Here is a 13,957-nt window from a genome sequence, read left to right as displayed (position 1 = left end):
AGTCCTGGGGATTGCAAAGAATGTGTAAATGTCACAGAAAGTTGCGCCTTACCGGGCGGTAAGGCGCAGAGGTATCAGGCCGCGGCGTTTTCCGCCAGGCTGTTCATAAAGTTGCGCACCCATTCCATGCGCGTTTTTCTGTCCTCAAGCTCCTGGAAGAACTTCAGTCGGGTAGGCCCGTCAAGGCGGTAATGCTGCGGCTGCTTCTGCAGCAGGCCAATCAGCCACACCGGATCGACGTGGTTTTTCTCCGCGAACTCTATGGTGCCGCCTTTTTCATTGCCCTCAATCTTACGCACGCCAAGCTTCTGGGCCTGCTGGCGCAGCGCGGCGATGTCCAGCAGATTGCGGGCCGGGTCAGGCAAGATCCCGAAGCGGTCGATAAGCTCCACTTTCAGCTCGTCCAGCTCGTGTTCGCCCTTCGCGCTGGCAATACGCTTGTAGAACGACAGGCGGGTATTCACGTCAGGAATGAAATCATCCGGCAGCAGGGCAGGCATACGCAGCTCGACTTCCGTCTGGCTGTTGGTGAGATCTTCCAGCGACGGCTCGCGGCCTTCTTTCAGCGCGTCAACGGCGTTTTCCAGCAGCTCCATGTACAGCGAGAAGCCGATGGTTTCCATTTGCCCGCTCTGATCTTCGCCCAGCAGCTCGCCCGCGCCACGAATTTCCAGGTCGTGGGTGGCTAACGCGAACCCGGCGCCTAAATCCTCCAGCGAGGCAATGGCCTCCAGGCGTTTTTGCGCGTCGGTGGTCATAGATTTTGGATGCGGCGTCAGCAGCCAGGCATAGGCCTGGTGGTGCGAGCGCCCGACGCGGCCACGGAGCTGGTGCAGCTGGGCGAGGCCAAAGTGGTCGGCCCGCTCGATGATGATGGTGTTGGCGGTCGGAATGTCGATCCCGGTTTCGATGATGGTGGTACACACCAGCACGTTAAAACGCTGGTGGTGGAAGTCGTTCATCACCCGCTCCAGCTCGCGCTCGCGCATCTGGCCGTGGCCGATGGCAATGCGAGCCTCTGGCACCAACTCGGCCAGCTTGTCGGCGGCTTTCTGGATGTTTTCGACGTCGTTGAAGAGGTAGTAAACCTGGCCGCCGCGCAGCACTTCACGCAGGATAGCCTCGCGCACCACCAGGCTGTCGTATTCGCGCACGAAGGTTTTCACCGCCAGGCGGCGAGCCGGTGGCGTGGCAATAATCGACAGGTCGCGCATGCCGCTCATCGCCATATTCAGGGTGCGCGGAATTGGCGTTGCGGTCAGCGTCAGGATATCCACGTCGGCACGCATGGCTTTAATGCGCTCTTTGTGGCGCACGCCGAAGCGGTGCTCTTCGTCGACGATAAGCAGCCCCAGGTCGCGCCATTTCACGTCGGCCTGCAGCAGCTTGTGGGTGCCGATCAGAATGTCGATTTTCCCTTCGCTTGCCTGTTCCAGAATTTGCGTCTGTTCTTTGGCGCTGCGGAAGCGGGAGAGCATCTCAATGCGCACCGGCCAGTTGGCGAAGCGGTCGCGGAAGTTATCGTAGTGCTGCTGAGCCAGCAGCGTCGTCGGTACCAGGACCGCCACCTGCTTGTTGTTCTCCACCGCCAGGAACGCGGCGCGCATCGCCACTTCTGTTTTGCCGAAGCCGACGTCGCCACACACCAGCCTGTCCATTGCCAGCGGGCGACACATGTCGCTCAGCACGGCGTTGATAGCCTGGGCCTGATCCGGCGTGGTTTCAAACGGGAAGCTGTCGCAGAACAGCTGGTACTGCTCGCGGTCGTGCTTAAAGGCAAAGCCCTCTTTGGCGGCACGCATCGCATAGATATCAAGCAGTTCGGCGGCGACATCGCGCACTTTCTCCGCCGCCTTCTGACGGGCACGGGACCAGGCATCGCTGCCGAGCTTATGCAGCGGCGCGTTGTCGTCGGCCCCGCCGGCGTAACGGCTGATAAGATGCAAGGACGAAACCGGGACGTAGAGTTTGGCGTCGCCCGCGTAGGTCAGCATCAGGTATTCGGCGGTAATGCCCCCGGCTTCCAGGGTGGTCAGCCCGGCGTAGCGGCCCACGCCGTGCTCAAGGTGAACCACCGGCTGGCCAGCATGCAGTTCCGCGAGGTTGCGAATCAGCGTGTCCGGGTTAATCGTGCGGCGGCTGTCCTGGCGACGACGGCTGACGCGTTCGCCCAGCAGGTCGCTTTCGCAGATAAGCGCCCGGTTACGCAGGGTATCGATAAAGCCGTGCTCGCTGGCGCCGATCGTCAGATAGCGGCCGTTGCTTTCGGCTTCTTCCAGGCGGTAAATGCGTTTTGGCGCGACTTTAATGCGCCCGAGCAGTTCGCCCAAAGCTTCGCGGCGGCCTTCGCTTTCGACCGAGAAAATCACCGGCCCGGTAAAGGACTCGAGGAACTTACGCAGGCTGTCCAGCGGGGCTTTTTGCTGCGCCTGAATGGCCAGGTCCGGCAGCGCCTGGTAACCCAGGTTCACGTTGGCGGCTTTCTTCGCCAGCGAATCCGTTTTGAGCTGCACGCGAGGCCAGGCTTTTAGCTGGCTAAACAGCGAGTCGGTTTTCAGCCACAGATCTTCCGGCGGCAGAAGAGGGCGCATCGGGTCCACGCCGCGGTTTTCGAAGCGGGCGTGAGCATCCAGCCAGAAGCGCTCCGCGCTGGCCTCAAGATCGCCGGTATTCACCAGCAGCGTGTTGGCCGGGAAATAGCTAAACAGCGTCGGCAGCGGTTCGCTGAAGAACAGCGGCTGCCAGTATTCGATCCCGGCAGGCAGCGTGCCTTTACTGACCTGCTGATAGATATGTTCGGCGTCACGCTTCACGTCGAACCTGTCGCGCCACTGGCTGCGGAACAGCTCAATCGCGTTTTTGTCGGTCGGGAATTCATGGGCCGGCAGCAGGTTGATGGCGTCAACCTCTTCCAGCGTACGCTGGGAGTCCACGTCGAAGACGCGCAGGCTGTCGATTTCATCGTCAAAGAAATCGATGCGGTACGGCTGGCTGCTGCCCATCGGATAAAGGTCAAGCAAGGCGCCACGGGTGGCAAACTCGCCGTGCTCCATCACCTGATCGACGCTGCGGTAGCCCGCCTGTTCCAGCTGCGCACGCAGGTTATCCCGCGACAGGCGCTGGCCTTTTTTCATCACCAGCGCGTGGCCGTGCAGGTAGCTATGCGGGCAAACGCGCTGCATCAGCGTATTCACCGGCATGATCAGCACGCCGCGCTGCATAGTCGGCAACTGGTAAAGCGTGGACAGGCGCGACGAGATGATTTCCTGATGCGGCGAGAAGCTGTCGTAAGGCAGCGTTTCCCAGTCGGCGAGATTAACAACCAGGTTGTCGGTGAACTGGGTGATTTCATCGTGCAGGCGCAGCGCGTTCTGCATGTCCGGGGCAATCAGTACCACCGGGCCGCTATGGCGTTCAACGATTTCAGCCACTTCGGTGGCGCAGGCCGAACCGGTCAGCTCGCCCAGCAGGCGTTGTTCACCTGGTTTACTCGGTAGGTCGTAACGGACATGTTCAGGCATAGTCAGCGCGCGTTCTCCAGAAAACCGTGTTCTCACGGTAATAATATAAATTTGCTCTACTTATTATCCGTGATGGTGGCGGGAGTGCAACCGCTGAAAATGACGATAGATGCGGTTCAGAGCATTTGTCGTTTCTGCTGGCTGAGCTTGCGGTACTGCTGGGGTGACATCCCGACGTAGCGGCTGAACGTGCTGTAAAATCGGCTGCTGGACCGGAAGCCTGCCGTCATCGCCACGTCGAGAATTGTTTTGTCGGTGTCGCTGAGCAGAGCGCGTACGTGATTAACGCGCATCACCGTAATGTATTGTTTTAACGTGAGCTGCATGACGCGCTGGAAAATTCCCATCGCATAGTTGGCGTTGAGTTTAACGTGATCCGCGACGTCGTTAATGGTCAGCGCCTTATCGTAATTATCGGCAATGAAGCCCAGCATCTGGCTGACGTAGAATTGTGCGTGGCGCGAGACGCTGTTCTTGTGCGTACGCGAGGTTTTGTTGAGCAAGATTGGCCGCCATCCCGAAAGGCTAAAGCGTTTAAGCATCAGGCCAATTTCATCAATTACCAGTTGGCGTATCTGCTCGTTCGGGCTGTTGGCCTCCTGCTGCCAGCGCAGGACTTCGAAGCTGCTCAGCTGATGAGTCTCGAGTGATTTCACCACCATGCCGTGAGTCACGTGGTTAATGAGTTCGCGATCCAGTGGCCAGGAGAGAAACAGGTGCATCGGCAGGCTCAAAATCGCCATTTGTCGGCAGTTGCCCGGGCGCGTCAACTGATGCGGCGTACAGGCCCAAAACATCGTGATATGGCCCTGTTTGATCTGCACCACTTCGTTGTTGATCAGATATTCCACGTCGCCATCAAACGGCACGTTAACCTCCACCTGGCCGTGCCAGTGGCTGGCGGCCATGGCGTGCGGTCGACGCAGCTCAATATCCATACGCTGATATTCAGAATAGAGTGACAGCGGACTGCGAGTCTGCTTCTCATCGCCATTGCACATATGCGGGTCAGGCGGCAGAAAGGTAATTGGCTCATCGATCATCGTCACTCCATTTCCTGAATTATCAGAATCATGCCATCAGTACGGATTCAGCCTACGCCTCTTCACCAGATAGTAGCCTGGTTAACAGGCCGGATACTCTGCTTTTCAGCCTATTTACTCCCAAAAGCTCAGATCGTGTTGTGAACGACATCAGATCTGAGTTTCCGGGAATGCTCATTAGGGAAGATGGAGGTTTTTGCCGGGTATGCGTGCCACGATGAAAACGTTAACTACTGTTCTGGAGAGTCATGATGACACCACCAAAAATTACCTTTATCGGCGCAGGTTCGACTATTTTCGTCAAAAATATCCTGGGCGATGTTTTTCATCGTGAGGCGCTCAAATCGGCGCACATTGCGCTGATGGATATTGACGAGACGCGGCTGGAAGAGTCACACATCGTGGTGCGTAAACTGATGGATTCCGCCGCGGCTTCCGGCCATATCACCTGCCACACCGATCGCAAAGCCGCGTTGCAAGGGGCGGACTTTGTGGTGGTCGCTTTTCAGATTGGCGGCTACGAACCTTGCACCGTCACCGATTTTGAGGTTTGCAAGCGCCATGGGCTGGAGCAAACGATCGCCGATACTCTTGGCCCTGGTGGCATTATGCGCGCCCTGCGCACCATCCCGCACCTGTGGCAGATTTGCGACGATATGACCGAAGTGTGCCCGAACGCGACGATGCTTAACTACGTTAACCCGATGGCGATGAACACCTGGGCAATGTATGCCCGCTACCCGCATATTAAGCAAGTGGGACTCTGCCATTCGGTGCAGGGCACGGCGGAAGAGCTGGCGCGCGACCTGAACATTGACCCCGCCACGCTGCGCTACCGCAGCGCCGGGATTAACCATATGGCGTTCTATCTGGAGCTGGAGCGCAAAACTGCTGAGGGGCATTACGTCAGCCTCTATCCGGCGTTGCTCGCGGCCTATGAAGCAGGCCAGGCACCGAAACCGAATATTCATGGTAATACGCGCTGCCAGAATATTGTGCGCTATGAGATGTTTAAAAAGCTGGGCTATTTTGTCACTGAATCGTCAGAGCACTTTGCAGAATATACCCCGTGGTTTATCAAGCCGGGGCGTGAAGATCTGATTGAACGCTATAAAGTGCCGCTGGATGAGTACCCGAAACGCTGCGTTGAACAGCTTGCCAACTGGCATAAAGAGCTGGAAGAGTACAAAACAGCGGAGCGTATTGATATTCAGCCATCGCGCGAGTACGCCAGCACCATTATGAATGCCATCTGGACAGGCGAACCCAGCGTGATTTACGGCAACGTCCGTAACGACGGGCTGATTGATAATTTGCCGCAGGGGAGCTGCGTTGAGGTGGCCTGCCTGGTGGATGCCAACGGTATTCAACCCACCAAAGTCGGGGCTATTCCATCGCATCTGGCTGCCATGATGCAAACCAACATCAACGTGCAGATGCTGTTGACCGAGGCCATTCTGACCGAAAACCGTGACCGTGTTTACCATGCGGCAATGCTGGACCCGCATACCGCTGCCGTTCTGGGTATTGAGGAGATTTATGCGCTGGTGGATGACCTGATTGCCGCTCACGGCGACTGGCTGCCAGCCTGGCTGCACCGCGAATAAAAAACGACGCCGGGCATCAGTTCCGGCGTTTACCTCTCTAATAACAGAAGGCGGGCGCTGGTAACAGCGACCCGGTACCCTATGAGCATCTCTCTGACAACAAAGCTCAGTTACGGATTCGGTGCGTTTGGTAAGGATTTCGCCATTGGTATCGTCTACATGTACCTGATGTACTATTACACCGATGTCGTGGGTTTATCTATGGGCGTGGTGGGAACGCTGTTTTTGGTGGCAAAAGTCTGGAACGCGTTTAATGACCCGGTGATGGGCTGGATTGTTAACGCCACGCGTTCGCGGTGGGGTAAATTTAAGCCGTGGATCCTTCTCGGTACGCTGACGAACTCGCTGGTGCTGTTTTTATTGTTCAGCGCCCATCTTTTTGAAGGCACGACGCAGGTGGTGTTTGTCTGTGTCACCTACATTCTGTGGGGCACGACCTATACCCTGATGGACATTCCATTTTGGTCGTTGGTGCCAACCATAACCCTCGATAAACACGAACGCGAACAGCTGGTGCCGTTTCCTCGCTTTTTTGCGAGCCTGGCCGGGTTCGTGACCGCCGGGGTGACGCTGCCGTTCGTGAACGCTGTGGGCGGTGCGGACCGTGGATTTGGTTTTCAGATGTTCACGCTGGTACTGATCGCCTTCTTCATCAGCTCAACAATTGTCACGCTGCGTAATGTCCATGAGGTGTACTCGTCAGACAGCGAGGCCACGGCGGACAGTAGCCGGCTGTCGCTGAAATCGATTCTCGCCCTGATCTACAAAAATGACCAGCTTTCGTGCCTGCTGGGGATGGCGCTGGCCTACAACGTTGCGTCCAATGTCATTACCGGCTTTGCCATTTACTATTTCACCTATGTTGTCGGCAACGCGGATCTGTTCCCGTACTATCTCTCGTATGCCGGGGCGGCGAACCTGATCACTCTGGTACTGTTCCCGCGGCTGGCGAAAACGCTGTCCCGCCGAATCCTGTGGGCTGGGGCTTCGGTTCTGCCGATAGTCAGCGGTGGCGTGCTGCTGCTGATGGCGCTGGCTGGCTCTGCCAATGTTCTGGTTATCTGCCTTGCAGGCGTATTCCTTAACGTCGGTACCGCGCTGTTCTGGGTGCTACAGGTGATTATGGTGGCTGATACCGTTGATTACGGCGAGTACAAGTTTAACGTGCGCTGTGAAAGTATTGCCTATGCGGTGCAGACGATGGTGGTAAAGGGGGGTTCGGCGTTTTCGGCCTTCTTTATCGCGGTAGTGCTTGGCGTGATTGGCTATGTACCTAACGTCGCCCAGTCTGCCGAAACCATTCTCGGGATGCAGTTCATCATGATTGCGCTGCCGACAGTGTTCTTTGCCATCACCCTGGTGCTCTATTTCCGCTTCTATCGCTTGAACGGCGATCGGCTTCGCAAAATTCAAATTCACCTGTTGGATAAATATCGCAAAGTGCCGCAACCCGCTGCGCAGCAGGACACATCGGCAATACCGATAGCCGTTACTCGCGATGCCCAGGCTTAATCCATGAAAAAGCAACCCGCCGAAGCAGGCTGCCATGATACTCAGGAACGGGCGGCGATTTGGGCGGGAGGCGAGAAAAACAGGTCGCCGAACAGCGCCACGGAAAGTTTGCGGAAGCCGAGGCCAACCAGCGTACAAATGCCGAGGCTGACAAACGGATAGACCAGCAGAATCGCCAGCACCAGCGAGTCGGAAAAATCACCGGCATTGATTTTAGCCAGCATGACGAGACTCAACGCCTCAATCAAAATGCGGTGCGTAGTATAGATGGCGATGGTGTTGGAGCCGACAACGTTAAGGAAGCCGTCTTCTCGTGCTTCGCGCCAGCCGTTCAGCAGGTAGAACACGCGCAGGATAGCCACGATCGACACCAGAGAAATCACCAGCGGCACGTTCACAAAATAAAGTGCCAGCGATCCCACGGCTACGGCGGCGCAGCTAAACGGGTGTTGCGAAAAGCGGAAGTCCTTCATCCAGGCCATCAGCAAAGGGCCAAACCACGCGCCCAGACCGTAATACACCATATTGCGCACCACGCTGTTCAGCCCCCACCAGGGCAACGGCGCAAAGGCGATGACCACGTTGATCCCCATCAGCACCATCAGGACGGGAATGCGGTAGCGGCGCAGCGCTTTAAATATCACGAAGTAGACCAGCAGGGCATAGAGATACCACAGGCTGGTGCTGGCCTTCGCCATACTGATAGCGAACTGCCCGAGCGAGTCGGCGTAGGCGGCGTTAGACGCCGGGTTGCGCTCGAGATCTGGCGCCAGCCACTGGTTGAGGTGTGTGAGCGCGACCCACTGAATCAGGCCCCACAGCAGCAGCACGTAGAAAATGCTCCACAGCCGTTTATCCACGCTGTCTCGCCACCTGACCTCATGGATATAGCGGGTTATCAGGTAACCGGAAATAAAGAAAAACACCGGCATACGGAAGGGGGCGAGGTAGAGATTGAGGTAAACCCACAGCTTGGCTACGTACTGATTCAGGCCTGGCCCGAGGGCGGTGAGGTGAGGGTAGAACGTAATCACCGAATGGTAGATAACCACCAGGCAAATGCATAATCCTTTGATTTGGTTGATCCAGAGTTGCTTTTTCTTCATGCCATATCCACGTCGTTACGGGCTCCAGTAAAGATTGGCCTGTTATCCTGGTGTTAAATCGAGGCGATCACGACCTCAATTGTCTGTTTTTGGCGCTGATTTGGTAAATTTAGGAAAAGTTGCAGGCACTTGAGAAGTAACGGGAATAATTTAGGCGATGGAATTCATTTGGCCGGGGAGGTGTCGTATACTTCCAGGATCTTTGCTTAGGCAACCCGCAACAAGACGGACTTCATGTATCAACCTGTCGCGTTATTTATAGGCCTGCGCTACATGCGTGGGCGAGCAGCGGACCGCTTCGGCCGCTTCGTCTCCTGGCTGTCGACGATTGGCATCACCCTCGGGGTTATGGCGCTGGTCACGGTCCTTTCGGTAATGAATGGCTTCGAGCGCGAGCTGCAAAACAACATCCTGGGGCTGATGCCGCAGGCGTTGATCACCTCGCCGTCCGGCTCCATCAATCCTCAACAACTTCCCGCCGATTCCCTGAAGCTTCAGGGCGTGACGCGTATTGCGCCGCTGACCACCGGTGACGTGGTGCTGCAAAGCGCCCGCAGCGTGGGCGTGGGCGTGATGCTGGGCGTTGAGCCGGACGAAAAAGACCCGCTTTCTCCGTTCCTGGTCAACGTCAAGCAGGCCGACCTGGTGGCCGGCAAGTACAACGTCATTCTCGGCGAGCAGCTTGCCGGTTCACTGGGCGTTAAGCGCGGTGAAACTATCCGTATCATGGTGCCATCCGCCAGCCAGTTCACGCCGATGGGGCGTTTGCCGAGCCAGCGTCTGTTCACCGTGATTGGCACCTTTGCGGCAAGCAGTGAAGTCGACGGCTACCAGATGCTGGTTAACCAGCAGGATGCTTCGCGCCTGATGCGCTACCCGGCGGGGAATATCACCGGCTGGCGCCTGTGGCTTGCCGAGCCGCTCAAAGTCGACGTGCTGAGCCAGCAAACGCTGCCGCAGGGCACCGAATGGAAAGACTGGCGCGAGCGTAAAGGCGAGCTGTTCCAGGCCGTGCGCATGGAGAAAAACATGATGGGCCTGCTGCTGAGCCTGATCGTCGCCGTCGCCGCGTTTAACATCATTACCTCGCTTGGCCTGCTGGTGATGGAAAAACAGGGCGAAGTGGCGATTCTGCAAACCCAGGGGCTGACCCGCCGCCAGATAATGGCGGTGTTTATGGTTCAGGGCGCGGGCGCGGGCGTGATTGGCGCCTTGCTCGGGGCCTTGCTCGGGGCGCTGCTTGCCAGCCAGCTGAATAATTTAATGCCGGTAATCGGTATTCTGCTCGATGGCGCGGCACTGCCGGTGGCTATCGAGCCGTTACAGGTTGTGGTAATTGCCATTGTGGCGATGGCCATTGCTCTGCTGTCCACGCTTTACCCTTCGTGGCGCGCCGCCGCGACCCAACCCGCTGAGGCTTTACGTTATGAGTAATTCTGTCCTGTTGCAGTGTGACAACCTGTGCAAACGCTATCAGGAAGGCAAGGTGCAAACGGATGTGCTGCACGATGTCAGCTTCAGCATCAATGCGGGCGAACTGATGGCGATCGTCGGCAGCTCCGGCTCCGGCAAAAGTACCTTGCTGCATCTGCTGGGCGGGCTGGACACGCCCACCTCCGGCGACGTGGTATTCAACGGCCAGGCGATGAGCAAACTCTCGTCGGCGGCGAAGGCGGAATTGCGTAACCGCGAGCTGGGCTTTATTTATCAGTTCCACCATCTGCTGCCGGATTTCACCGCGCTGGAAAACGTCGCGATGCCGCTGCTTATCGGCAAGAAAAAGCCGGAAGAAGTTCAGCAGCGCGCGCTGGAGATGCTGGCCGCCGTTGGGCTGGATCACCGCAGCAGCCACCGACCTTCTGAACTGTCCGGCGGTGAACGTCAGCGCGTGGCGATTGCCCGTGCGCTGGTGAATAACCCGCGCCTGGTGCTGGCGGACGAGCCAACCGGTAACCTGGATGCGCGCAACGCCGACAGTATTTTCGAGCTGTTGGGCGAGCTGAACGTGCGCCAGGGCACAGCTTTCCTCGTCGTCACCCATGACCTGCAGCTGGCGAAGCGTATGTCCCGCCAGCTGGAAATGCGCGATGGCCGCCTGACCCACGAGCTGACCTTGATGGGAGCGCAGTAATGGCTTCCCCGCTTTCTTTATTGATTGGCCTGCGTTTTAGCCGCGGGCGTCGCCGCAGCGGCATGGTTTCGCTGATTTCGGTTATCTCCACGCTCGGCATCGCGCTGGGCGTGGCGGTGCTGATTGTCGGCCTGAGCGCGATGAACGGCTTCGAGCGCGAGCTGAAAAACCGCATTCTTGCCGTGGTGCCTCACGGCGATATCAAGCCGGTCAACCAGCCGTTTACCAACTGGCAGGACGTGCTGCCTAAAGTTGAAAAAGTAAAAGGTATCCTGGCCGCCGCGCCGTATATCAGCTTTACCGGGCTGGTGGAGAGCGGGGCGAACCTGCGTGCAGTAGAAGTAAAGGGCGTTGACCCGGCTCAGGAAACTCGCCTGAGCGCCTTGCCGCAATACGTCCAGAACAATGCCTGGGCAAACTTCAAGGCCGGGCAGCAGCAAATCATCATGGGCAAAGGCGTTGCGGACGCGCTCAAGGTGAAGCAGGGCGACTGGGTGTCTATCATGATCCCCAACAATGACGGCGGCACCAAGCTGATGCAGCCTAAGCGCGTGCGTCTTCAGGTGGCAGGTATTCTGGCGCTCAGCGGCCAGCTTGACCACAGCCTGGCGATGGTGCCGATGCAGGATGCGCAGGGTTACCTGGATATGGGCAACAGCGTCACCGGGATCTCCATCAAGGTAGACGACGTCTTTAATGCGCAAAAGCTGGTGCATGACGCGGGCGAAGCCACCAATTCCTACGTCTATATTTCAAGCTGGATCGGCACCTACGGCTATATGTACCGTGACATCCAGATGATCCGCGCCATCATGTACCTGGCGATGGTATTAGTCATCGGCGTTGCCTGCTTTAACATCGTTTCCACGCTGGTCATGGCGGTGAAAGACAAGAGCAGCGACATCGCGGTGCTGCGTACGCTGGGGGCCAAAGACGGCCTGATCCGCGCTATTTTTGTCTGGTACGGGCTGCTGGCCGGGCTGCTGGGCAGCGTCAGCGGTGTGGTGGTCGGCGTGCTTGCCTCATGGCAGCTGACCAACATCATCGGCGTGATTGAAAAACTCATCGGGCACAATTTCCTGTCCGGTGATATTTATTTCATTGATTTCTTACCTTCTGAGCTGCACTGGCTGGACGTGGTTTACGTCCTGGTAACGGCGCTGGTCCTTAGCCTTCTGGCAAGCTGGTACCCGGCCCGACGCGCAAGCAATATCGATCCGGCAAGGGTGCTAAGCGGACAATAATATTAATTAACTTTTGGGAGCAGCGATGTATTACGGATTTGATATCGGCGGCACTAAGATTGCACTCGGCGTTTACGACCAGCAGCGGCGTTTACTTTGGGAAGCCCGGGTTGCTACTCCTCATGACAGTTACGAAAATTTCCTCAACGCGGTAGCCGGGCTGGTGGCGCAGGCCGACGAGAAGTTTAACTGCCGCGGTTCGGTAGGCATCGGCATTCCGGGCATGCCGGAAACCGACGACGGCACGCTTTACGCCGCGAACGTTCCCGCCGCCAGCGGCAAACCGCTTCGCGCAGACCTCAGCGCCATGCTTGAGCGCGACGTGCGCATCGACAACGACGCCAACTGCTTTACGCTTTCCGAAGCCTGGGACGACGAATTCCTTAACTACCCGGTAGTGATGGGCCTGATCCTCGGCACCGGCGTTGGCGGCGGCATCATCGTCAACGGCAAATCGGTCACCGGACGCAGCTACATCACCGGCGAATTCGGCCATACCCGCCTGCCGGTGGACGCGCTGGAAATCCTCGGGCGCGACATTCCCTTCACCCGCTGCGGCTGCGGTAAAAACGGCTGTATCGAAAACTACCTCTCCGGGCGCGGCTTTGCCTGGCTGTGGCAGCACTTCTACCAGGAGCCGCTGGACGCGAAAGAAATTATTGCCCGTTACCGCCAGGGAGACGAGCAGGCCATCGAGCACGTGGACCGCTTCCTGGAGCTGCTGGCCGCCTGCCTCGGCAATTTATTGACCTCAATCGACCCGCATCTGGTGGTGATTGGCGGAGGATTGTCTAACTTTAGCGATATCTACGCCCAACTGCCGGAGCGCCTGCCGAAGTACCTGCTGCCGGTTGCCGCAGTGCCGCGTATTGAACAGGCGCGCCACGGTGACGCAGGCGGTATGCGTGGCGCGGCATTCCTCCACTACACGGAGTAAGTCATGCTTTCTCGTCGTCAACACCGGCTCAGCCGGTTTCGGAAGAACAAACGCCTGCTGCGCCAACGTTTGCGTCAGCGTATCTTTTTCAGAGACAGGTTGGGGCCGGAAATGATGGACAGACCAAGAGTGGTCGTACTGACCGGGGCGGGGATCTCCGCCGAGTCAGGCATTCGCACCTTCAGAGCCGCCGACGGGCTGTGGGAAGAGCACCGCGTAGAAGACGTGGCGACGCCGGAAGGCTTTGCCCGCGACCCGGCGCTGGTGCAGAGGTTTTACAACGAGCGCCGCCGTCAGCTCCAGCAACCGGAAATTCAGCCCAATGCCGCGCACCTGGCGCTGGCGAAGCTGGAAGAGGCGCTCGGCGACCACTTCGTGCTGATCACCCAGAACATCGACAACCTCCACGAACGCGCGGGCAGTAAAAACGTCATCCACATGCACGGCGAGTTACTGAAGGTTCGCTGCGCCAGCAGCGGCCAGGTGCTGGACTGGACGGGCGATATTACTCCGGAAGACCGCTGCCACTGCTGCCAGATCTCTGCCGCGCTGCGCCCGCACATCGTCTGGTTCGGCGAAATGCCGCTGGGCATGGACGAAATTTATCAGGCGATTGCCACCGCGGATTACTTCATTGCCATCGGCACTTCCGGGCACGTATACCCGGCAGCGGGCTTTGTGCACGAGGCGCGTTTGCAGGGGGCACACACCGTGGAGCTGAACCTGGAGCCAAGCCAGGTCGGCAGCGAGTTTGAAGAGAAGCATTACGGGCTGGCGAGCCAGGTGGTGCCGGAGTTTGTGGATAAGCTTTTGAAGGGGTTGTAGTTCTTCTGAGCCCCTCACCCTAACCCTCTCC

The 13,957-nt window shown here is 57.9% G+C and carries 10 protein-coding genes; 7 read left to right on the top strand and 3 right to left on the bottom strand.

The window, feature by feature from the left end:
* Positions 1 to 74: 74 nt before the first annotated feature.
* Together mfd and melR are read right to left on the bottom strand one after the other, a co-directional pair.
* Positions 75 to 3,521: a transcription-repair coupling factor gene (gene mfd / locus HX778_RS01115; protein WP_176981106.1), complete on the bottom strand. Its 3,447-nt coding sequence runs from the start codon at positions 3,519 to 3,521 to the stop codon at positions 75 to 77.
* Between the two features lie 116 nt (positions 3,522 to 3,637).
* The gene (melR, locus tag HX778_RS01110) at positions 3,638 to 4,564 is read right to left on the bottom strand and encodes a transcriptional regulator MelR (protein WP_176981123.1); all 927 of its coding nucleotides are present in this window, start codon (positions 4,562 to 4,564) and stop codon (positions 3,638 to 3,640) included.
* Between the two features lie 248 nt (positions 4,565 to 4,812).
* Between melR and HX778_RS01105 the strand changes: the two genes are divergently transcribed.
* Together HX778_RS01105 and melB are read left to right on the top strand one after the other, a co-directional pair.
* On the top strand, positions 4,813 to 6,171 hold the full coding sequence (locus HX778_RS01105) for an alpha-glucosidase/alpha-galactosidase (RefSeq protein WP_176981105.1): 1,359 nt from the start codon (positions 4,813 to 4,815) through the stop codon (positions 6,169 to 6,171).
* 81 nt (positions 6,172 to 6,252) lie between these two features.
* Positions 6,253 to 7,683, top strand: coding sequence for a melibiose:sodium transporter MelB (gene melB / locus HX778_RS01100; protein ID WP_176981104.1), 1,431 nt, complete (start codon positions 6,253 to 6,255; stop codon positions 7,681 to 7,683).
* 41 nt (positions 7,684 to 7,724) lie between these two features.
* Here the strand turns inward: melB and HX778_RS01095 are convergent, their stop codons facing one another.
* On the bottom strand, positions 7,725 to 8,789 hold the full coding sequence (locus HX778_RS01095) for an acyltransferase family protein (RefSeq protein WP_038473574.1): 1,065 nt from the start codon (positions 8,787 to 8,789) through the stop codon (positions 7,725 to 7,727).
* A 234-nt stretch (positions 8,790 to 9,023) separates the two neighbouring features.
* Between HX778_RS01095 and lolC the strand changes: the two genes are divergently transcribed.
* The 5 genes from lolC to cobB are packed head-to-tail and all read left to right on the top strand — an operon-like array spanning position 9,024 to position 13,926.
* On the top strand, positions 9,024 to 10,223 hold the full coding sequence (gene lolC / locus HX778_RS01090; RefSeq protein WP_038473572.1) for a lipoprotein-releasing ABC transporter permease subunit LolC: 1,200 nt from the start codon (positions 9,024 to 9,026) through the stop codon (positions 10,221 to 10,223).
* Positions 10,216 to 10,920, top strand: coding sequence for a lipoprotein-releasing ABC transporter ATP-binding protein LolD (gene lolD / locus HX778_RS01085; protein WP_038473571.1), 705 nt, complete (start codon positions 10,216 to 10,218; stop codon positions 10,918 to 10,920). The genes lolC and lolD overlap by 8 nt, the downstream gene beginning before the upstream one ends.
* Positions 10,920 to 12,164: a lipoprotein-releasing ABC transporter permease subunit LolE gene (gene lolE / locus HX778_RS01080; protein WP_038473568.1), complete on the top strand. Its 1,245-nt coding sequence runs from the start codon at positions 10,920 to 10,922 to the stop codon at positions 12,162 to 12,164. Before lolD ends, lolE begins: the two co-directional genes overlap by 1 nt.
* Before the next feature lie 25 nt (positions 12,165 to 12,189).
* The gene (gene nagK, locus HX778_RS01075; protein ID WP_038473566.1) at positions 12,190 to 13,101 is read left to right on the top strand and encodes an N-acetylglucosamine kinase; all 912 of its coding nucleotides are present in this window, start codon (positions 12,190 to 12,192) and stop codon (positions 13,099 to 13,101) included.
* Positions 13,102 to 13,104: 3 nt separating this feature from the next.
* A complete protein-coding gene (cobB, locus tag HX778_RS01070) occupies positions 13,105 to 13,926 on the top strand; it encodes a Sir2 family NAD+-dependent deacetylase (RefSeq protein WP_038473565.1) in 822 nt (273 codons plus the stop codon).
* Positions 13,927 to 13,957: the final 31 nt, after the last annotated feature.

This window comes from Cedecea sp. P7760, from assembly GCF_013386425.1.
GTDB lineage: Bacteria > Pseudomonadota > Gammaproteobacteria > Enterobacterales > Enterobacteriaceae > Cedecea > Cedecea selenatireducens.
This window is presented reverse-complemented; position numbering and strand designations above follow the sequence as displayed.

Bases quoted from the DNA above. Each gene is read 5' to 3' on its own strand.
- mfd (WP_176981106.1), bottom strand. From the start codon at position 3,521: ATGCCTGAACATGTCCGTTACGACCTACCGAGTAAACCAGGTGAACAA.
- melR (WP_176981123.1), bottom strand. From the start codon at position 4,564: ATGATCGATGAGCCAATTACCTTTCTGCCGCCTGACCCGCATATGTGC.
- HX778_RS01105 (WP_176981105.1), top strand. From the start codon at position 4,813: ATGATGACACCACCAAAAATTACCTTTATCGGCGCAGGTTCGACTATT.
- melB (WP_176981104.1), top strand. From the start codon at position 6,253: ATGAGCATCTCTCTGACAACAAAGCTCAGTTACGGATTCGGTGCGTTT.
- HX778_RS01095 (WP_038473574.1), bottom strand. From the start codon at position 8,789: ATGAAGAAAAAGCAACTCTGGATCAACCAAATCAAAGGATTATGCATT.
- lolC (WP_038473572.1), top strand. From the start codon at position 9,024: ATGTATCAACCTGTCGCGTTATTTATAGGCCTGCGCTACATGCGTGGG.
- lolD (WP_038473571.1), top strand. From the start codon at position 10,216: ATGAGTAATTCTGTCCTGTTGCAGTGTGACAACCTGTGCAAACGCTAT.
- lolE (WP_038473568.1), top strand. From the start codon at position 10,920: ATGGCTTCCCCGCTTTCTTTATTGATTGGCCTGCGTTTTAGCCGCGGG.
- nagK (WP_038473566.1), top strand. From the start codon at position 12,190: ATGTATTACGGATTTGATATCGGCGGCACTAAGATTGCACTCGGCGTT.
- cobB (WP_038473565.1), top strand. From the start codon at position 13,105: ATGCTTTCTCGTCGTCAACACCGGCTCAGCCGGTTTCGGAAGAACAAA.